At 73.9% G+C, this 19,261-nt stretch carries 14 protein-coding genes; 12 read left to right on the forward strand and 2 right to left on the reverse strand.

What is annotated here, in order from left to right:
- Window positions 1-88 precede the first annotated feature (88 nt).
- A complete protein-coding gene (locus J5Y05_RS24290) occupies window positions 89-3,814 on the forward strand; it encodes a glycosyltransferase family 2 protein (RefSeq protein WP_210875185.1) in 3,726 nt (1,241 codons plus the stop codon).
- A complete protein-coding gene (locus J5Y05_RS24295) occupies window positions 3,811-5,412 on the forward strand; it encodes a DUF5719 family protein (RefSeq protein ID WP_210875186.1) in 1,602 nt (533 codons plus the stop codon). Before J5Y05_RS24290 ends, J5Y05_RS24295 begins: the two co-directional genes overlap by 4 nt.
- A 105-nt stretch (window positions 5,413-5,517) precedes the next feature.
- On the opposite strand, the gene J5Y05_RS24300 is transcribed toward J5Y05_RS24295, so the two are convergent.
- Complete coding sequence (locus tag J5Y05_RS24300) at window positions 5,518-5,967, reverse strand: metallopeptidase family protein (RefSeq protein WP_247615273.1); 450 nt, start codon at window positions 5,965-5,967, stop codon at window positions 5,518-5,520.
- Window positions 5,968-6,310: 343 nt separating this feature from the next.
- Between J5Y05_RS24300 and J5Y05_RS24305 the strand changes: the two genes are divergently transcribed.
- From J5Y05_RS24305 to J5Y05_RS24345, 9 genes are all read left to right on the forward strand, one after another.
- Window positions 6,311-6,682: a DUF3499 domain-containing protein gene (locus J5Y05_RS24305; protein WP_030422599.1), complete on the forward strand. Its 372-nt coding sequence runs from the start codon at window positions 6,311-6,313 to the stop codon at window positions 6,680-6,682.
- Window positions 6,683-6,888: 206 nt separating this feature from the next.
- Window positions 6,889-8,505, forward strand: coding sequence for an L-lactate permease (locus J5Y05_RS24310; protein ID WP_210875188.1), 1,617 nt, complete (start codon window positions 6,889-6,891; stop codon window positions 8,503-8,505).
- Between the two features lie 76 nt (window positions 8,506-8,581).
- Window positions 8,582-9,946 carry a phosphomannomutase/phosphoglucomutase gene (locus J5Y05_RS24315; RefSeq protein WP_210875189.1) on the forward strand — a complete coding sequence of 455 codons (1,365 nt, stop codon included), beginning with the start codon at window positions 8,582-8,584 and terminating at the stop codon, window positions 9,944-9,946.
- 106 nt (window positions 9,947-10,052) lie between these two features.
- A complete protein-coding gene (locus J5Y05_RS24320) occupies window positions 10,053-10,223 on the forward strand; it encodes a Trm112 family protein (protein WP_210875190.1) in 171 nt (56 codons plus the stop codon).
- A gap of 106 nt (window positions 10,224-10,329) precedes the next feature.
- Window positions 10,330-11,457 carry an SIS domain-containing protein gene (locus tag J5Y05_RS24325; protein WP_210875191.1) on the forward strand — a complete coding sequence of 376 codons (1,128 nt, stop codon included), beginning with the start codon at window positions 10,330-10,332 and terminating at the stop codon, window positions 11,455-11,457.
- Window positions 11,458-11,658: 201 nt separating this feature from the next.
- Window positions 11,659-12,810 carry a mannose-6-phosphate isomerase, class I gene (manA, locus tag J5Y05_RS24330; protein ID WP_210875192.1) on the forward strand — a complete coding sequence of 384 codons (1,152 nt, stop codon included), beginning with the start codon at window positions 11,659-11,661 and terminating at the stop codon, window positions 12,808-12,810.
- A 200-nt stretch (window positions 12,811-13,010) separates the two neighbouring features.
- The gene (locus tag J5Y05_RS24335; RefSeq protein WP_210875193.1) at window positions 13,011-13,985 is read left to right on the forward strand and encodes a cation diffusion facilitator family transporter; all 975 of its coding nucleotides are present in this window, start codon (window positions 13,011-13,013) and stop codon (window positions 13,983-13,985) included.
- 350 nt (window positions 13,986-14,335) lie between these two features.
- Window positions 14,336-15,793 carry an adenosylhomocysteinase gene (gene ahcY / locus J5Y05_RS24340; RefSeq protein ID WP_210875194.1) on the forward strand — a complete coding sequence of 486 codons (1,458 nt, stop codon included), beginning with the start codon at window positions 14,336-14,338 and terminating at the stop codon, window positions 15,791-15,793.
- A gap of 155 nt (window positions 15,794-15,948) precedes the next feature.
- Entirely contained in the window at window positions 15,949-16,563 is a 615-nt protein-coding gene (locus J5Y05_RS24345; protein ID WP_210875195.1) for a hypothetical protein, read from the forward strand.
- A gap of 148 nt (window positions 16,564-16,711) precedes the next feature.
- Here the strand turns inward: J5Y05_RS24345 and J5Y05_RS24350 are convergent, their stop codons facing one another.
- Complete coding sequence (locus tag J5Y05_RS24350) at window positions 16,712-17,719, reverse strand: RDD family protein (RefSeq protein WP_210875196.1); 1,008 nt, start codon at window positions 17,717-17,719, stop codon at window positions 16,712-16,714.
- A 126-nt stretch (window positions 17,720-17,845) separates the two neighbouring features.
- Between J5Y05_RS24350 and J5Y05_RS24355 the strand changes: the two genes are divergently transcribed.
- Window positions 17,846-18,853: a stage II sporulation protein M gene (locus J5Y05_RS24355; protein ID WP_210875197.1), complete on the forward strand. Its 1,008-nt coding sequence runs from the start codon at window positions 17,846-17,848 to the stop codon at window positions 18,851-18,853.
- The last annotated feature ends 408 nt before the right edge of the window (window positions 18,854-19,261 follow it).

Raw genomic sequence — 19,261 nt, forward strand, 5'->3', positions numbered from 1 at the left:
ATAGTGTGGGCGCTCGTCCGAGAAGCCCGGCCCTCCCCACAGGTCACGGGCGTCCACCGCAGTCCACCGAACCGGGGCCCGTACCTCGATGTCCGTGCACAGCCACACGGCAGCCCAGCAAGACCTCGCTGCCACACCTGAGTTCCCGCGTCACGTGGTGACCGCGGTCCTCGTTTCCCACGACGGAGCCCGCTGGCTGCCCGACGCGCTCGCGGGTCTGCTCGGCCAGGAGCGCCCCGTCCAGTACGCGGTGGCCGCCGACACCGGCAGCGCCGACGACTCCGCCCGGCTGGTCACCGACGCGCTCGGCGACGACCGCGTGCTGCACCTCGCCCGGCGGACCGGCTTCGGCCAGGCCGTCGAGGAGGCCGCCCGCACCGCGCCGGAGCTGACCCCCGACGACCTGCCCTACCTGAAGCGGCCCAGCGGCTGGGACCCCGTCACGCGCACCTGGCGCGACGACGCCTACGACCTGCCCGAACTGCCGCACGGCGAGCCGGTGCAGTGGCTCTGGCTGCTGCACGACGACTGCGCCCCCGAGCCCGACGCCCTCGCCGAACTCCTCCGCGTCGTCGACAACGAGTACGAGCTGGGCCGCGACGACGTCGCCGTCGTCGGCCCCAAGCTCCGCGGCTGGTACGACCGCAGGCAACTGCTGGAGGTCGGCGTCTCCATCGCCAACTCCGGCCGCCGCTGGACCGGTCTGGACCGCCGCGAGCAGGACCAGGGCCAGCACGACCACGTCCGCTCCGTCCTCGCGGTCTCCACCGCCGGGATGCTGATCCGGCGTGACGTCTTCGACCGGCTCGGCGGGTTCGACCGCCGGCTGCCCCTGATGCGCGACGACATCGACCTGTGCTGGCGGGTGCACGCCGAGGGCCTGCGCGTCCTCATCGCCCCCGAGGCCGTCCTGCGCCACGCCGAGGCGGCCTCCCGCGAGCGCCGCGCCGTCGACTGCGCGGGCCGCACCACCGCCTCCCCGCACAAGGTGGACAAGGCCGGCGCCGTCCACACCCTGCTCGTCAACACCCGTACCGCGGCCCTGCCCTGGGTGCTGCTGCGCCTCGTCGTCGGCACCCTGCTGCGCACCCTCGCCTACCTCGTCGGCAAGGTCCCCGGCCAGGCCCTGGACGAGATACGCGGCCTGCTCGGCGTCCTGCTGCGGCCCGAACGCATCCTCGCCGGACGAAAGGAGCGGGGCCGCCCGCAGATCGGCAAGGAGGAACTGCGCCCGCTGTTCCCGCCGCCCGGCGCGACCGTCCGCGTCACCGTCGAGCAGATAGCGGGGAACCTGGGCAGCGGCTCCGACGAGACCGCCTCCGGTGCCGGACGGCACGGCGGCGGTATCGAGTCCGGACCCGGCGGCGACGACGCCGACTTCCTGGAGGTCGAGCAGTTCGCCCGCCTCAAGCGCGTCGCCCGCAATCCCGCGCCGCTGCTCTTCGCCCTGCTCATGCTGGTCTCGCTGGTGGCCTGCCGTCAGCTCCTCGGCGGCGGCGCGCTGGCCGGCGGCGCCCTGCTGCCCGCCCCCGGCGGCGCCGGCGAGCTGTGGTCGCGCTACTTCGACGCCTGGCACACCGTCGGCACCGGCGGCACCGCCTCCGCCCCGCCCTACCTCGCCGTCGTCGCCCTGGTCTCCTCGGTCCTGCTGGGCTCGACCGGGCTCGCCCTCACCGTGCTCCTGGTCTGCTCGGTGCCGCTGGCCGGCCTCAGCGCGTACTTCGCCTCCCGGCCGCTCGTCACCTCCCGGCTGCTGCGCGCCTGGGCCGCCGTCGCCTACGCCTTCCTGCCCGCCGCCACCGGCGCGCTGGCCGGCGGACGCATCGGCACCGCCGTCCTCGCCGTGCTGCTCCCGCTGCTCGCCCGCGCGGGCATCGCCGCCGCCGGCCTCGCCCGCGAGGACGGGACCCGCGGCACCTGGCGGGCCACCTGGGCGTACGCGCTGCTACTCACGGTCACCACCGCCTTCACGCCCGTGGTGTGGCCGATCGCGCTGCTCCTCGGCATCGGCGTCCTGGCGCTGCGCCGGGCGGACCTCGCGGCGTACGGGCCGCGCTTCCTCGCCCAGTTCGGCACCCCGCTGCTGGTCCTCGCGCCCTGGTCGCTGTCGCTGCTGCCCTTCGGCTTCCTCACCGAGGCCGGACTGGAGTACGGCGCCTCCGCCGCCTCCCCGCTCGACCTGCTCGGCATCAGCCCCGGCGGCCCCGGCACGGTCGGCGGACTCGTCCTCGTCGGCATCGTCCTGGCCGCCCTCGCCGCCCTGCTGCGCTCCGAGCGCCGGCTGGGCATCCTGACCGCCTGGGCCGTCGCGCTGACCGGACTGGTCTTCGCCGTCCTGGCCAACGCCTCCGCCTGGGCCGGCCCCGCCACCCTCGTCTACGGCATCGCCCTGCTCTCCGCCGCCGCCCTCGGTGCCGACGGCGCCCGGTCGCGGGTGGCCGAGCAGAGCTTCGGCTGGCGCCAGCCGGTCGCCGCGCTGATCGCCCTCGCCGCGGCCCTCGGACCGCTGATCTCCGCCGCCGGCTGGATGATCGGCGGCGCCGACGGCCCCCTGGCACGGCGCGACCCGGTCCAGGTTCCCGCGTTCGTCGCCGAGGAGAGCAGCACCCGCGACCAGCCCCGCACCCTCGTCCTCGACAGCGACTCCGCCGCCCGCGTGCGCTACTCGCTGGTCCGCGGCGCCGGCGCCCGCCTCGGCGACGGTGAACTGGCCGCCGAGGCCGGCGGGGACGCCCGCCTCGACAAGGTCGTCGGCAACCTGGTCGCGGGCTCCGGCGCCGACCAGGCCGACCAACTCGGCGGCTTCGCCGTCCGCTACGTCCTGGTGCGCAAGGGCGCCCCCCGCGACGTGGCCCGCGTCCTCGACGCCACGCCCGGCCTCAGCCGCCTCAGCCAGCAGGACGGCAGCGGACTGTGGCGGGTGAACCGGGAGGTCGCGCGCGTCACCATCGTCACCGAGGGCTCCGGCGGCTCCGCCCCGGCCCGCCCCGAGCCCGTCGCCGCCGGTCCCGTCGAGATCCACACCGAGATCCCCGAGGGCGCCGAGGGGCGCGTGCTGCGCCTCGCCGACAGCGCCGACGAGGGGTGGACGGCCACCCTGGACGGCAAGCCGCTCACCCCGACCACGGTCGACGGCTGGGCCCAGGGCTTCCGCCTCCCCGACACCGGCGGGAAGCTCGACGTCACCTACGACGACCCGTTCACCCACAGCGCCTGGCTCTGGGCGCAGGGCTGCCTCGCCGTCGTCCTGGTCGTCCTCGCCCTGCCCGGCCGGCGCCGCGACGTCGACGACGACCTGCCCGAGGAGCCGGTCGTGCCCGAGCAGGCCGTCGCCGGCGAGGGCCGCCGGGCCCGCCGGCTCCGCGCCCAGGCCGAGGCCGAGGCCGAGGCGGGGGCCCCGTCGGACACCGGGCCCGACCCGGACGCCGAGCACCACCCGGCAAAGACGCCGGGCGAGCCGGCCCCCGCGCCGGTCCCGGCCCAGCAGCCCTACGACGAGTGGGACACCGCCGGACAGCCGGTCCCCGACCACGGCGGCCACGACGGGTACGGCGCCCAGCGGGACGCCTACGACCAGGGCGGCTACGCCCAGCAGCAGCCCTACCAGCAGCAGGACCCGTACCAGGGCGGCGCCTACGACGGCACGCGGTACGGGGGCGCCCCGTACGACCCGTACGGCTACGGCGGCCAGGCCCAGGACGGCGGGTACGACCCGGCGTACGGCCAGGGCGGTTACGACACGCCGTACGACCCGGCCCGGCCCCCGCACCCCCACGGCACGGCCGACGAGCGTCCCGACGGGAGCCAGCAGTGAACCGCACGACCCTGTCCCTGATCGCCGGCGCGACGGCGCTCGCCGCCGTCACCGGTTTCGCCTCGCTCTCCGCGCCGGACGCCTCCGGCACGGACGCCGCGGGTGCGGCGGCCCGGCTCCCGGTGGAGCGCACCAGCCTGCTCTGCCCGGCCCCGAGCACCTCCGACCTGGCGGAGACGACGTACACCTCGTTCACGCCCGTCACCAAGGGTGCCGAGGCCAAGGGCGCCGCCGCACTGCGCTCCGCGCGGGCCGACGCGAGCGACGACGAGGGCGCCGAAGCCGGCGCCGAGGACGACGCGAGCGACGAGAACGGCGAGAGCACCGGCGACGCCAAGGACGAGACGGACGAGAAGGACGGCAAGGACGGCAAGGACGGCGGGAAGGGCGCGGCGCAGGAGGTGAAGCCCCCCGTGGAGCCGGAGGCGCCGGGCAAGCCGGCCACCGGCACGGCCTCCGGCGGCGAGACGCCGGCCTTCATCGGCACCGCGGACGGCAGCCACGCCTCGGGCTGGACCGTGCAGCAGACCACCGAGGTCACCGCCGGCAACGGCCGGGGCATGCTGGGCGTCGCCTGCACCCCGGCCGACACCGAGTTCTGGTTCCCGGGCGCCAGCACCGCGAGCGGCCGTACCGACTACGTCCACCTGACCAACCCGGACGATTCGGCGGCCGTCGTCGACATCGAGCTGTACGGCAAGGACGGCGCCCTGGAGTCGACGGTGGGCGAGGGCATCACCGTGGCCCCGAACTCCAGCGAGCCGATCCTCCTCTCCACGCTCAGCGAGGCGCGCGAGGCCGACCTCACCGTCCACATCGGGGTGCGCAGCGGCCGGGTCGGGGCGGCCGTCCAGTCCCTGGACGAGACCACCGGCGGCGACTGGCTGGCCGCGGCCGGCGACCCGGCGGGCTCGCTGGTGCTGCCGGGCATTCCCGAGGACGCCACGGCGGTGCACCTGGTGGTGTTCACGCCGGGCGGCATCGACGCCGACCTGAAGGTGCGGCTCGCCTCGCCCTCCGGGATGATCACGCCCGCCGGGCACGAGACGCTGCACGTCAAGGCCGGGATGACCATGGGCGTGGACCTCGGCGACGTCATGCGGGGCGAGGCGGGCTCGCTGGTGCTGACGCCGACCGGCAGCTCCGTGCCCGTGGTGGCCGCGGCCCGGGTGGTGCGCGGCAAGGGCGAGGGCCAGGAGTCGGCGTTCGTCCCGGCGACCCGGCCGGTCGGGAAGCGGGCCACGGCCGCGGACAACCGCGCCAAGGTCACCAGGCTCTCCCTGGCCGCCCCCACCGAGGGCGCGAAGGTCAAGGTCACCGCCTCCGCCGGCAGCGACGCCGGAGCGGCGGCCTCGCGCACGTACACGCTCAAGGCGGGCACGACGCAGAACGTGGAACTGCCGGTCCCCGAGGGGCTGGAGGGCAGTTACGCGCTGACCGTCGAGCCGCTCTCCGGCGGCCCGGTCTACGCGGCCCGCACACTGCTGGGCCCGGAGAAGGGCGATGTGGCCGCCTTCACCGTCCAGACCCTCCCGGACGACCGGGGCATGGTCGCGGTGCCGCACGCGGAGCAGGACCTCTCCGTCCTCGTACGGTGACGGCGGGGGCGGGGCGCCACGACCACCCGGCGCCCCGCCCGTCTCGTCCGCCCAGCCCGCCCCGCCTGTCCCTACAGTGCCGTCGCTCGTCCCCGGGTCGGCCGTTCAGTCCTCGCCGTAGCGCGGGTCCACCGTCTCCGGGGTCAGGCCCAGCAGTTCGGCGATCTGCTCCACGACCACCTCGTGCACCAGCGCCGCGCGTTCGTCCCGGCCCTTGCTGCGGATCTCCACCGGCCGCCGGTAGACGACCACCCGCGCGCGCTGTCCGTCCCGTGCGGGCATGACGCCGCCCAGCGGCACCGCCTCGTCGTTCCAGACCGGGAAGGTCCCGCCCGCCTGCGGCACCTCCAGGACGTGGAAGTCGACGTCGGCCAGTTGTGGCCACCGCCGTTCCAGCCGTTCCACGGAGTCCTGCACCAGGTCCGCGAAGAGGTCGGCGCGGCTCGCGGCGAGCGGTACCTGGGGCGGGGCGATCGGGCCGCGCATGCCCCGGCCGTGCCGGTCGCGCCGGCGGGGCCCCGGGCCGCCGGCGGGGGGCGTCATGGGGGTGTCCATCACGCCTGAAGGGTAGTCCTCGCGGCCCCCGGGCGCCCGAGCGCGCGCCGCGCGCACCCCCGCCGCCGTGGCGGCCCGCACCGCATGTCGCAGGATGACCATTCCAGCCAAGGTTGGGCTCGATTCCGTACCTCTCCATGACCGAGACGCTCACGGCAAATGGCCCTGTTTGTATCGACTAGTGACCACTCCGGAGGCTGCCCGGTTCACCGAAAAGTGGCGTCGACGCAGGTCAGGAAGAGACGCCCGGAGGGTGTGTGGCGTGATTCACACGGCGACACGGTGGTGTGACCCGAGGGGGAGTCGTCGCGGCCCGCTCAAGAGTGCGGTACCGTCCAACATCGTGAGCCCTGTACGTCGCTGTTCGCGCACCGCCTGCGGTCGTCCCGCCGTCGCGACGCTGACGTACGTCTACGCCGACTCGACCGCGGTCCTCGGCCCGCTCGCCACCTACGCCGAACCCCACTGCTACGACCTGTGCGCCGAGCACTCCGAGCGCCTCACCGCCCCGCGCGGCTGGGAGGTCGTCCGGCTCCTCGACGGTTCGGCCCCCGCCCGCCCCAGCGGCGACGACCTGGAGGCGCTGGCGAACGCCGTGCGCGAGGCGGCCCGCCCCCAGGAGCGGCGCACGGCCGAGGGCGGCGGCCCGCGGACCGACCCGATGGAGGTCGCCCGCCGGGGTCACCTCCGCGTCCTGCGCTCGCCGGACAACTGAGCGCCGCCGGAGCCTCTTCCCGCACCTCTTTCTTTTCCTGAGACGCCCCGCGGCCTTCCGCCTGGTGAGCGGTGTCTCTCGCGTCCCGCCCGCCCCAAACTCCGGCATCCGTTGCCGCACACCCATTGACGCGCGCTTGTCGCGGACACGACCATTCCGGGACCGCGAGACCTCACTTTCGCATGGCGGAAACCGGGGAGGCGCCCGTGTACGTCCAGGAACTGGAACCCGTCGCCGATTCGCTGGCACTGTCCGCCCTCGTGGCGGCCCTGCCCCTGCTGACCGTCCTCGTCCTGCTCGGCGGCGCCCGCATGAAGGCGCACCTCGCCGGGCTCATCGGCCTGCTGGCCGCCGTGCTCGTCGCCTGGCTCGCCTACGGCATGCCGCTCGGCCAGACGGCCTCCAGCGCCGCCCAGGGCGCCGTCTTCGGCCTCTTCCCCATCCTGTGGATCGTCGTCAACGCCCTGTGGGTGTACCGGATGACCGTCCGCACCCGGCACTTCGACGTCCTGCGCCGCTCCTTCGGCCGGCTCTCCGACGACCCGCGCGTCCAGGCACTCGTCGTCGCCTTCTGCTTCGGCGCCCTGCTGGAGGCCCTCGCCGGCTTCGGCGCCCCCGTCGCCATCTGCTCGGTGATGCTCGTCGCGCTCGGCTTCGACCCGGTGCGCGCCGCCGTGGTCGCGCTGGTCGCCAACACCGCGCCGGTCGCCTTCGGCGCCATGGGCACCCCCGTGGTCACCCTCGCCCAGGTCACCGGTCTGCCGCTGGACGACGTCGCCTCCGTGGTGGGCCGTCAGACCCCGCTGCTCGCCCTCGTCGTGCCCCTCGTCCTGGTCGGGCTCGTGGACGGCCGCCGGGGCCTGCGCGAGACCTGGGTGCCGGCCCTGGCCTGCGGAGCCGCCTTCGCCGTCGCCCAGTTCGCCGCCTCCAACTTCCTCTCCGCCCAACTCGCCGACATCGTCGCCGCCCTGGCGGGCGCCGCCGCCCTGGTCGCCGTCCCGGCCGCCCGCCGCCCCGCCGCCGAACCCGTCCGCGCCGCCGTGCTGACCGGCGTACGCAGCGAGGAACTCGACGAGGAGGACCCGCGCCGCGAAGTCGTCCGCGCCTACGCGCCGTACGCGCTGATCGTCCTGGTCTTCTCCGTCGCCCAGATCCCCGTCGTCAAGGACCTGCTGGACCGGGCCACCCGGCGCTACGACTGGCCGTTCCTCGACGTCGTCGGAGCCGACGGCGCCCCGGCCGGCGGCAACGTCTTCACCTGGCCGGTCCTCTCCACCGGCGGCACCCTCGTCCTGATCGCCGGGCTCGGCACGGCCGCGGTGCTCGGCGTGCGGGCCGGGACGGCGGCCCGGGAATGGCTCGCCACCGTCCGCGAACTGCGCTTCGCCATCCTCACCGTGACCTCCGTCCTCGCCCTCGCCTACGTCATGAACCTCTCCGGACAGGCCGCCACCATCGGCCACTTCGTCGCCGCGGCCGGTGCCGGACTGGCCTTCCTCTCCCCGGTGCTCGGCTGGTTCGGCGTCGCCGTCTCCGGCTCCGACACCTCCGCCAACGCCCTCTTCGGCGCCCTCCAGGTCACCGCCGCGAAGGAGTCCGGCCTCTCGCCCGTCCTGCTCGCCGCCGCCAACAGCTCGGGCGGCGTCCTCGGCAAGATGATCTCCCCGCAGAACCTCACCATCGCCTGCGCCGCCGTCGGACTCGCGGGCCGTGAGGGCGACTTGCTGCGCAAGGTGCTCCCCTGGAGCGCGCTCCTGCTGCTGGTGATGTGCCTGATCGTCGTCGCCCAGTCCTCGCCGGTCCTCGGCTGGATGCTGCCCTGACCGGCACCTGCGCCCGTCCCGTCCGCGTGCCTACGGGTAGTTTGTGGGCACCGACAGGACTCCAGGAAGGTTGGCCGTGGCTGCTGATCTGTCACAGATCGTCAAGGCGTACGACGTGCGCGGCGTGGTCCCGGACCAGTGGGACGAGACGCTGGCCGGACTCTTCGGCGCCGCGTTCGCCGAACTGACCGGCGCGAGCGCCCTCGTGGTCGGCCACGACATGCGGCCCTCGTCCCCCGGGCTCTCCGGCGCCTTCGCCCGGGGCGCGGCCTCCCGGGGCGCCGACGTCACCGAGATCGGCCTCTGCTCCACCGACCAGCTCTACTACGCCTCCGGGGCGCTCGGCCTGCCCGGCGCCATGTTCACCGCCTCGCACAACCCCGCCCGCTACAACGGCATCAAGATGTGCCGGGCCGGAGCGGCCCCCGTCGGCGCGGACTCCGGCCTCGCCGAGATCCGCGCCCTGGTGGAGGGGTGGACCGCGACCGGCGCCCCCGAACCCGCCGCCCGCACCGGCACCCTCACCCGCCGCGACACGCTGGCCGACTATGCCGCCCACCTGCGCTCCCTCGTCGACCTCACGGGCATCCGCCCCCTCAAGGTCGTCGTCGACGCGGGCAACGGCATGGGCGGCCACACCGTCCCCACCGTCTTCTCCGGGCTGCCCCTGGACCTCGTGCCGATGTACTTCGAACTGGACGGCACCTTCCCCAACCACGAGGCCAACCCGCTCGACCCGGCCAACCTCGTCGACCTGCAAAAGCGCGTCCGCGAGGAGGGCGCCGACCTCGGCATCGCCTTCGACGGCGACGCCGACCGCTGCTTCGTCGTCGACGAGGCCGGCGACCCGGTCTCCCCGTCCGCCGTCACCGCCCTCGTCGCCTCCCGCGAACTCGCCCGCAACGGCGGCACCGGCATCGTCATCCACAACCTGATCACCTCCCGGTCCGTGCCGGAGGTCGTCGAGGCGAACGGCGGCACCCCGGTCCGCACCCGCGTCGGCCACTCCTTCATCAAGGCCGAGATGGCCCGCACCGGCGCCCTCTTCGGCGGCGAGCACTCCGCCCACTACTACTTCCGTGACTTCTGGAACGCGGACACCGGCATGCTCGCCGCCCTCCACGTCCTCGCCGCCCTCGGCGGACAGGACGGCCCGCTCTCCGCGCTGGTCGCCCAGTACGACCGCTACGCGGGCTCCGGCGAGATCAACTCCACCGTCGCCGACCAGGCCGGCCGCCTCGCCGCGATCCGGGCCGCCTACGAGGGCCGCGACGGCGTCACCCTCGACGAACTCGACGGCCTGACCGTCACCACCGCCGACTGGTGGTTCAACGTCCGCTCCTCCAACACCGAACCCCTGCTCCGACTGAACGCCGAGGCCCGCGACGAGGCCACCATGCGCGCCGTCCGCGACGAGGCCCTGGCCCTCATCAGGGGCTGAGCGGGCCGCCGGGGGCGAGTGTCCACAGGCTCGCCCGAGGGGCCCCGTCCGGAGGTACCCTGACCAGCACATCAGCACACGCAGAACGCTCCCGAAGGGAACCCCCATGCCGCTCGAAGCCGGCCTCCTGGAGATCCTCGCCTGCCCGGCCTGCCACGCCCCCCTCGAAGAGCGGGAGACCGAACTGATCTGCACCGGTCAGGACTGCGGCCTCGCCTACCCCGTGCGCGACGGCATCCCCGTACTCCTCGTCGACGAGGCCCGCCGCCCCGAGTGACCCGCCCCGGGAGCCGGCCGCCCGGCACCCGGCCACTGTTCTGCCGGACCTCGGGTGGCCGACCACGGGAGAGCACCTGACGCCCCGGCGATCGGAGACTGCCGCCATGCTCGACGAATCGCTGCTCGACACCCCCGAGGGCCTCGCCGAGGCCGACCGGCGCGGACTGCTGCGCGGCGCCGCGGAGGCCGGAGCCCGCGTGCGCACCGCCGCCCGGCACGCCGCCGAGGCCGGCGTGGGCGACCTCAAGCCCGACGGACGGCCCCGCGCCGTCCTGATCGCCGGCCCCGGCGCCGCCGCCACCCACGCCGCCGACCTCCTCGGCACCCTCGCCGGCGCCGGCAGCCCCGTCATCCGGCTCGCCCCCTCCGGCGTCGCCCCCGCCGCGGGCGCCCTGCGCTGGGAACTGCCCGGCTGGGCCGGCTCCGTGGACCTCCTGCTGATCGCCAGCCCCGAGGGCACCGAGCCGGGCCTCTCCCTCCTCGCCGAACAGGCGTACCGGCGCGGCTGCACCGTCGTCGCCGTCGCCCCCGCCCGCTCCCCGCTCAGCGAGACCGTGAGCGGCTCCCACGGCATGTTCCTGCCGATGGACACCGCCCCCTACGACCAGGAGGAACCCGTCGCCGGGTCCGCCCCCGGCGTGCTGTGGGCGCTGCTCACCCCGCTCCTCGCCCTGCTGGACCGCATCGGGCTCCTGGACGCCCCGCCCGAGGCCGTCGACCGGGTCGCCGACCGCCTCGACCGCATCGCCGAACGCTGCGGACCCGCCGTCGCCACCTACGGCAACCCGGCCAAGACCCTCGCCGCCGAACTCGCCGACGCCCTCCCCCTGATCTGGACCGAGGGCACCTCCGCCGGACCGGCCGGCCGCCGCTTCGCCGCCGGGCTCGCCGAACTCTCCGGCCACCCCGCCGTCGTCGCCGAACTCCCCGAGGCCCTCGCCGCGCACGGCGCCCTGCTCTCCGGCCGGCTCGCCGCCGGCGCCGACCCCGGCGACTTCTTCCGCGACCGCGTCGAGGACACACCCGCGCTGCACGCGCGCGTGGTGCTGCTCCGCGACCGCCCCGCCGGCGGCCTCACCGCCGCCCACGCCGCCCGTGACCTGGCCCTCGGCCACTCCACGCCGATCAGCGAACTCGAACCCGAGCCGGGCGGCGAACTGGAGACCCTCGCGGAACTGATCGCCATCACCGATTTCGCCGCCGTTTACCTGGCGCTCGCCTCGGGCGCCTGACCTCGTACGTATCCGGTACGCGCCCGCTCGGGCACGCACCGCGGGCACACCCCACCGACACCACGTACGTCGTGGCACCGCGCGGCACCCACCGGTTCCCCGTGGTACCTCGTACGTACCGGACAACCACATGCGCGGACCGCGTCACCGGCACCCCGCCGCCGTACCGGCACCCGCGCCCAGGAACGGCAGAGAGAGTCCATGGACCGCCTCGACAACACCATCCGCCCCTACGCCTGGGGCTCCACCACCGCGATCCCGGCGCTGCTCGGCACCGAGCCGACCGGCGAACCGCAGGCGGAGATGTGGCTCGGCGCCCACCCCGGCGCCCCCTCCCGCACCGGCCGGGGAAGCCTCGCCGAGGTCATCGGCGTCGACCCTGAACGCGAACTCGGCTCCGCGAGCGTCGCCGCCTTCGGCCCGCGCCTGCCCTTCCTCCTCAAGATCCTCGCCGCCGGCGCCCCGCTCTCCCTCCAGGTCCACCCCGACCTGGCCCAGGCCAAGGAGGGCCACGCGGACGAGGAGCGCCGCGGCGTCCCCCTGGACGCGCCGCACCGCAACTACAAGGACGCCAACCACAAGCCCGAACTGCTCTGCGCCCTCACCGAGTTCGACGGCCTCTGCGGCTTCAGGGCCCCGGACCGCACGGCCGCGCTGCTCGACGGGCTCGGCGTCCCCTCCCTCAAGCCCTACGCCGACCTGCTGCGCGCCCACCCCGAGGAGGCCGCCCTGCGCGAAGTCCTCACCGCGATCCTCACCGCCGACCCCGAGGAGATGGCCCGCACGGTCACCGAGACCACCGCGGCCTACGAACGCCTGGGCGGCCCCTACGCCCCCTACGCCGACATCGCCCGCCACTACCCGGGCGACCCCGGCGTCCTCGCCGCGCTCCTGCTCAACCACGTCCGGCTCCAGCCCGGCGAGGCCCTCTACCTCGGCGCCGGCGTCCCGCACGCCCACCTCGCCGGCCTCGGCGTCGAGATCATGGCCAACTCCGACAACGTGCTGCGCTGCGGACTGACCCCCAAACACGTCGACGTCCCCGAACTGCTGCGCATCGTCCGCTTCGCCTCCGGCGACCCCGGCGTCCAGCGCCCGGAGGCGTCGCCGGAGGGCGAAGAGGTCTACGACGCCCCGATCGACGAGTTCCGCCTCTCCCGGTACGTCCTCACCGAGGGCGGCGCGAGCCGCGACCTCACCGGCCCGGCCGCGCAGATCCTGCTCTGCACCGCCGGAACGGTCCGGGCGGGCGAGCACGACCTCACCCCGGGCGGCTCCGTCTTCGTCCCCGCCGGCGAACCGGCCACCGTCTCCGGGGCCGGCACCGTCTTCCGCGCCACCGTGCGCGTCTGACGGGGACTCGGCAGCCCGGTCCGGCCCACCGCCGCCGGACCGGGCTGCGACAATGACGCCTCCGCACACCACGGACACGCCGCCGCGGCGCCGCAGGACGCCGGCCGCGAACGTGACCGCGACCGCGGCGACGCCGCGGACAAGCACGAAGACGAGAAGCCGACACAGCGGCCGACGAAGGTGAAGGGGAAACGCGACACATGAGCGCGTCAGGCGGTACCAAAGCGATCGTGGCGGCACTCGGCGCCAACCTGGCGATCGCGGTGGCGAAATTCGTGGCGTTCGCCTTCAGCGGCTCGTCCTCGATGCTCGCCGAGGGCGTGCACTCGCTCGCCGACTCCGGCAACCAGTTCCTGCTCCTGCTCGGCGGCAAACGCGCCCAGCGCGCCGCCACACCCCAGCACCCCTTCGGCTACGGCCGCGAACGCTACGTCTACGCCTTCCTCGTCTCCATCGTCCTCTTCTCCGTCGGCGGCATGTTCGCCCTCTACGAGGGCTACGAGAAGATCAAGAACCCCCACGCCGTCGAGCACTGGTACTGGCCGGTCGGCGTCCTCGTCTTCGCGATCATCGCCGAGGGCTTCTCCTTCCGCACCGCCATCAAGGAGTCCAACGCCCTGCGCGGCACGCTCTCCTGGAAGGAGTTCATCCGCCGCGCCAAGGCCCCCGAACTCCCGGTCGTGCTCCTGGAGGACTTCGGCGCCCTCATCGGCCTCGTCCTCGCCCTCGGCGGCGTCGGCATCGCCCTCCTCACGGGCGACGGCGTCTGGGACGGCATCGGCACCCTCTGCATCGGCGTGCTGCTCATCCTGATCGCGCTCGTCCTGGCCGCCGAGACCAAGTCCCTCCTCCTCGGCGAGGCCGCCGGCCCCGAACAGCTCGGCCGGATCGAGTCCGCCCTCGTCGACGGCGACACCGTCCCCCGCGTCATCCACATGCGCACCCTCCACCTCGGCCCCGAGGAACTGCTCGTCGCCGCCAAGATCGCTGTCCGGCACGACGACACGGCCGCCCAGATCGCCACCGCCATCGACGCCGCCGAGGTCCGCATCCGCGAGGCCGTCCCCATCGCCCGCGTCATCTACCTGGAACCGGACATCTACAGCGACTCCGAGGCCGCCAAGGGCCCCGACCGCGAGGCCACCCCCGGCGGCCCGGCCCCCGACGGCCACTGACCGCCCCCTCCACCGCCACCTGCCACGGCGCCCCGGCCGGACCGGCACCCACCGGACCGGAACGGGGCAGCCCCGGTCACCCCGGGTGAGGACGACACTCCGCAAACGTCCGGAAGTGTGCGGAGCCGGACTGGGGCCGCCGCGTTCCCCGGTGTAGCTTGGATCGAAGCCAGACGTCGCTGCTGATGGCGGTCGGGCGGTCCCCATGGACCGGCCGAGGGAGAGAGGGCCTCCGACGGACTGCGCTGCGCGCACGCGGGCATGCCCGTGTCCTCTTCGGGACACCCCTGTGTCCGCCGCCGCGCAGGTCAGCCGTACCCACCTCGCCCCGAACCCGAGGAGCAGCCCGCATGACGACTGTCGACAGCCGACAGGACTTCAAGGTCGCCGACCTCTCCCTGGCCGTCTTCGGCCGCAAGGAGATCACCCTCGCCGAGCACGAGATGCCGGGCCTGATGGCGATCCGCAAGGAGTACGCCGAGGCCCAGCCTCTCGCCGGCGCCCGCGTCACCGGCTCCCTGCACATGACCGTGCAGACCGCCGTGCTCATCGAGACCCTGGTCGCCCTCGGCGCCCAGGTCCGCTGGGCCTCCTGCAACATCTTCTCCACCCAGGACCACGCCGCTGCCGCCATCGCGGTGGGCCCCGACGGCACCCCGGACGACCCGCGGGGCATCCCGGTCTTCGCCTGGAAGGGCGAGACCCTGGAGGAGTACTGGTGGTGCACCGAGCAGGCCCTGACCTGGCCGGACACCCCCACCGGCGGCCCCAACATGATCCTCGACGACGGCGGTGACGCCACCCTCCTCGTCCACAAGGGCGTCGAGTACGAGAAGGCCGGCGAGGTCCCCGCGCTGGAGACCGCCGAGTCCGACGAGCACCGCGTCATCCTCCAGCTCCTCCACCGCACCCTGGGCGAGAACCCGCAGAAGTGGACCCACCTCGCGTCCGAGATCCGCGGCGTGACCGAGGAGACCACGACCGGCGTCCACCGCCTGTACGAGATGCACCGCGAAGGCACCCTCCTGTTCCCGGCGATCAACGTCAACGACGCCGTCACCAAGTCGAAGTTCGACAACAAGTACGGCTGCCGCCACTCGCTGGTCGACGGCATCAACCGCGCCACCGACACCCTGATCGGCGGCAAGACCGCGGTCATCTGCGGCTACGGCGACGTGGGCAAGGGCTGCGCGGAGTCCCTGCGCGGACAGGGCGCCCGCGTGATCATCACCGAGATCGACCCGATCTGCGCCCTCCAGGCCGCGATGGACGGCTACCAGGTCACGACCCTCGACGAGGTCGTCGAGCAGGCCGACATCTTCGTCACCACGACCGGCAACAAGGACATCATCATGGCCTCCGACATGGCCAGGATGAAGCACCAGGCCATCGTCGGGAACATCGGCCACTTCGACAACGAGATCGACATGGCCGGCCTGGCCGGGACCCCCGGCATCGTCAAGGACGAGGTCAAGCCCCAGGTGCACACCTGGACCTTCCCCGACGGCAAGGTGATCATCGTCCTCTCCGAGGGCCGCCTGCTGAACCTGGGCAACGCCACCGGCCACCCGTCGTTCGTGATGTCCAACTCCTTCGCGGACCAGACCCTGGCCCAGATCGAGCTGTTCACCAAGCCCGACGAGTACCCGACCGACGTCTACGTGCTGCCCAAGCACCTCGACGAGAAGGTCGCCCGCCTCCACCTGGACGCCCTCGGCGTGAAGCTGACGACGCTCCGCCCCGAGCAGGCCGAGTACATCGGCGTCACGGTCGACGGCCCGTACAAGTCGGACCACTACCGCTACTGACGCAGCCCCGGCCGGAGGGGACACGTTCGCGCGTCGACGCGTCCCCTCCGGCCGACGGCCGGCGCCTTTGAGACAGGCCCCCGCACCCCCGTGCCGGGGGCCTGTCCCGTCGGTGCCTCAGTGGCCGCACCCGCCCGCAGTCACCCAGGACCCCCATGCCCCGCGGCCGTTATTCGCTCCACGATCCACACGATCACACCCCCCTCGCGGAAGAACACTTCCAGTGCGCCACCGGACCCTCCGGCTGGCGCTACGTGTCCCGGCTGACGGCACCCGCCGGTGACCCCCACGGCTCCGTCGACCTCACCCTCGACGACCTCGGCCGCCCCCTACGACTCGAACTCCACGCCGGTGGCTGGCAGGTACGCGGCGCCGCCCTCGACGGCGTCACATGGGTCCGTACCGACCCCACCGGAGACCACGCCAGCGAAGGCAATGTGCGCGCCCACGCCTTCACCGGCACCTCCCCGGCCTTCCTCGTCGCCACCGCTCGGCTCCTGCGCCTCACCCCCTCCGCAACAGAGACCCGCGTCCGCCTGGTCGCCCTGACGGACCCGGTCCTCGCCCCCCGCACCGTGGACCAGTCCTGGACCTTGGTGGAAAGAGAAGCACACGCCACTGACAACGGCCCCCTCGTCGTGGAGGAGTACCAGGTCACAGCCCTGGACACGGGCGGACTGCACACCGTGCACCTCGCCGGCGACGTCGTCCTCGCGGCCCCCGGGATCGAGCTGGAGGACCTGGAGTCACCGCCCTCCGTCTTCCCCTGAGCGGCGCCTCGTACGAGGGGCGCACACGGGAGGAGCGTGAGAAGAGAAGGAGGAGAGGGGAGAGGAAGGGGAGAGTGGGGGACCGCACGCGGACGTTCCCCGGCTCCCGCCGGGCAAGCGAGGCGAGAGGCAGCCGACGACCGGCCCGCTACGCCGGAGGCACGAACCCCGTACCGGGCCCGCCGCCGGACGACGCCTCCCGAGCCGCCTCGGGCGGGCCCCCGGCGGGAGGAGCCGCGGGGGAAGCGGCCGGGGGTGACACCGGGGCCGTCAGGGAAGACGGTGGCACCGGAGCCGCCGACGGGAGTTGCGTCGGCGGAGTCGTCACCGGAGCGGGTCCGGCCATCCCAGGACCACCGGCCATCCCAGGACCGGGCGCCCCGGCGGGGACCACGCCCCCCGGCACACCGTGTCCGAACGCGCGCCGCGCCTCCCGGGCCTGCCGCTCGTGCAACACCGCCGCCAGATAGGCCGGCGCGGGAACGCCGTACGGCGGCGGCGTGCCCGTACGGGCCGCGACATCGGACGCCAGCCGCTCCGCCATCGAGTGACGCACCCGCGCGTCGAGCTGCCCCATCCGCGTCAGGTACTGACGGACGGCGAGCCACAGTCCGTCCGGCACCGCGGACAGGTCCAGCTCCGCGAACCGCCCGGCCAGCCACGGCGGGGGCGGCGGCACGAACACGGCCGGCGCGGCCGGCACCCGCTCCCGCACGACCAGGGTCCCCGCGAACACGTCCCCGATCCGCCGTCCGCGCGCCGACACCAGGGACGCGATGCACGCTCCCGCGCCGAAGGTCATGAGGATCTCGATCACCCCGATCAGGCCCCGCACCAGCGCGTGCCGGAACCGGATCGGCCCCCCGTCGTCCCGCACCACCCGCAGCCCGCACGCCAGCTTCCCCAGCGAACGGCCGTGGCTCAGCGTCTCCACCGCGATCGGACCGCCCACCAGGACGAGGAGGAACGCCGTGATCGACAGCGCCGTCTGCGCCGCGTCGTCCAGCGAGGACGTGGCCGCGACCAGCGCGATGGTGACGATCACGTACGCGGTCACCGCCGCCGCCAGATCGAGCAGCACCGCCATCGCCCTGCTGGGCAGTTTCGCGGGGCGCAGTTCCAGCGCCACCGCCTCGCCCGTCACCAGCTCACTCACCGCACGCCGCCCTTCCCCGTCTGCCCCTCACCGGCCCAGTCTGCCAAGCTGTGGGCGCACCGCGCCGCGGTACGACAAGCAGATCCACGACGAGCCGCCGACGATAGCCGAGGAGCACGCACACCGATGGACCTCGACGTCTTCGTCTCCGCCCATCGAGCGGAGTGGGACCGCCTCGACGCCCTGCTGCGCCGCCGTCGCCGGCTCACCGGGGCCGAGGCCGACGAACTCGTCTCCCTCTACCAGCGCACGGCCACGCACCTCTCCGTGATCCAGTCGAGCGCGCCCGACCCGCAGCTCACCGGGCGCCTCAGCCAGCTCGTCGCCCGCGCGCGCAGCGCCGTGACGGGCACCCGCCGGGCCTCCTGGCGGGACGTCACCCACTTCCTCGCCCACGGTTTCCCGGCCGCGGTCTACCGGGCCCGCCACTGGTGGGTGCCGACCGCGCTGATCTCGACCGCCGTCGCCGCCCTGCTGGGCTGGTGGATCGGCACCCACCCCGAGGTGCAGTCCGCGATCGCGGCGCCGAGCGAGCTGCGTGAGCTGACCCGCCCCGGCGGCCAGTACGAGACGTACTACTCGTCCCACCCCGCGGCCTCGTTCGCCGCACAGGTCTGGACGAACAACGCCTGGGCCGCCGCGCTTTGCCTCATCCTGGGCGTCTTCCTCGGACTGCCGGTCCTCTGGGTCCTGTTCCAGAACATGCTCAACCTTGGTGTGGGCTTCGGTCTGATGTCGTCCGCCGGGCGCCTCGACACCTTCCTCGGCCTGGTCCTGCCGCACGGCCTGCTCGAACTGACCGCCGTCTTCGTCGCCGCGGGTACGGGGATGCGGCTCGGCTGGACGGTCATCGACCCGGGACCGAGGACCCGGCGCAACGCCCTCGCCGAGGAGGGCCGGGCCGCCATCGGCATGGCGATCGGACTGGCCCTGGTCCTGTTCGTCGCGGGCGCCATCGAAGGCTTCGTCACCCCGTCCGGACTGCCCACCTGGGCTCGCATCACCATCGGCGTCGTCGCCGAGCTGGCCTTCCTCGTCTACGTCTACGTCCTGGGCGGACGTGCCGCGCGCAGCGGCCAGACGGGGGACCTGGAGGCGGCCGAACGCAGCGCCACGGTGCCGACGGCGGCCTGATGTGCGTACGGCCCCGGGGAGCTGCTAGTGTCCTCTTCGTTCCCCACAAGAGCCGTTGACACGGCCCGCGTGGGGAGGTAGATTTGAACAGTTGCCCGGAGATGGGGTCACTCCCGGAGGGCGTCTTGAGAATCCGTCCGCTTCCCGAATCATCGATTCCGAGGAAGCATCCCCCGATGAATCGGAAACAACGGCCGGTCAGACCGGCCCGAAACTTCTGCTAAAGTCGGGTCCGCCGGAAAGGGAAACGCGAAAGCGGGAACCTGGAAAGCACCGAGGAAATCAGGTCGGGAAGATCTGATAGAGTCGGAAACGCAAGACCGAAGGGAAAGCGCCCGGAGGAAAGCCGGAGACAGTGTCTCGGGTGAGTACAAAGGAAGCGTCCGTTCCTTGAGAACTCAACAGCGT

This window comes from Streptomyces tagetis, assembly GCF_018069565.1.
In the GTDB taxonomy this organism is placed as follows: domain Bacteria; phylum Actinomycetota; class Actinomycetes; order Streptomycetales; family Streptomycetaceae; genus Streptomyces; species Streptomyces tagetis.

Bases quoted from the DNA above. Each gene is read 5' to 3' on its own strand.
- J5Y05_RS24290 (WP_210875185.1), top strand. From the start codon at position 89: ATGTCCGTGCACAGCCACACGGCAGCCCAGCAAGACCTCGCTGCCACA.
- J5Y05_RS24300 (WP_247615273.1), bottom strand. From the start codon at position 5,967: ATGGACACCCCCATGACGCCCCCCGCCGGCGGCCCGGGGCCCCGCCGG.
- J5Y05_RS24320 (WP_210875190.1), top strand. From the start codon at position 10,053: ATGCCGCTCGAAGCCGGCCTCCTGGAGATCCTCGCCTGCCCGGCCTGC.
- J5Y05_RS24325 (WP_210875191.1), top strand. From the start codon at position 10,330: ATGCTCGACGAATCGCTGCTCGACACCCCCGAGGGCCTCGCCGAGGCC.
- manA (WP_210875192.1), top strand. From the start codon at position 11,659: ATGGACCGCCTCGACAACACCATCCGCCCCTACGCCTGGGGCTCCACC.
- J5Y05_RS24335 (WP_210875193.1), top strand. From the start codon at position 13,011: ATGAGCGCGTCAGGCGGTACCAAAGCGATCGTGGCGGCACTCGGCGCC.
- ahcY (WP_210875194.1), top strand. From the start codon at position 14,336: ATGACGACTGTCGACAGCCGACAGGACTTCAAGGTCGCCGACCTCTCC.
- J5Y05_RS24345 (WP_210875195.1), top strand. From the start codon at position 15,949: ATGCCCCGCGGCCGTTATTCGCTCCACGATCCACACGATCACACCCCC.
- J5Y05_RS24355 (WP_210875197.1), top strand. From the start codon at position 17,846: ATGGACCTCGACGTCTTCGTCTCCGCCCATCGAGCGGAGTGGGACCGC.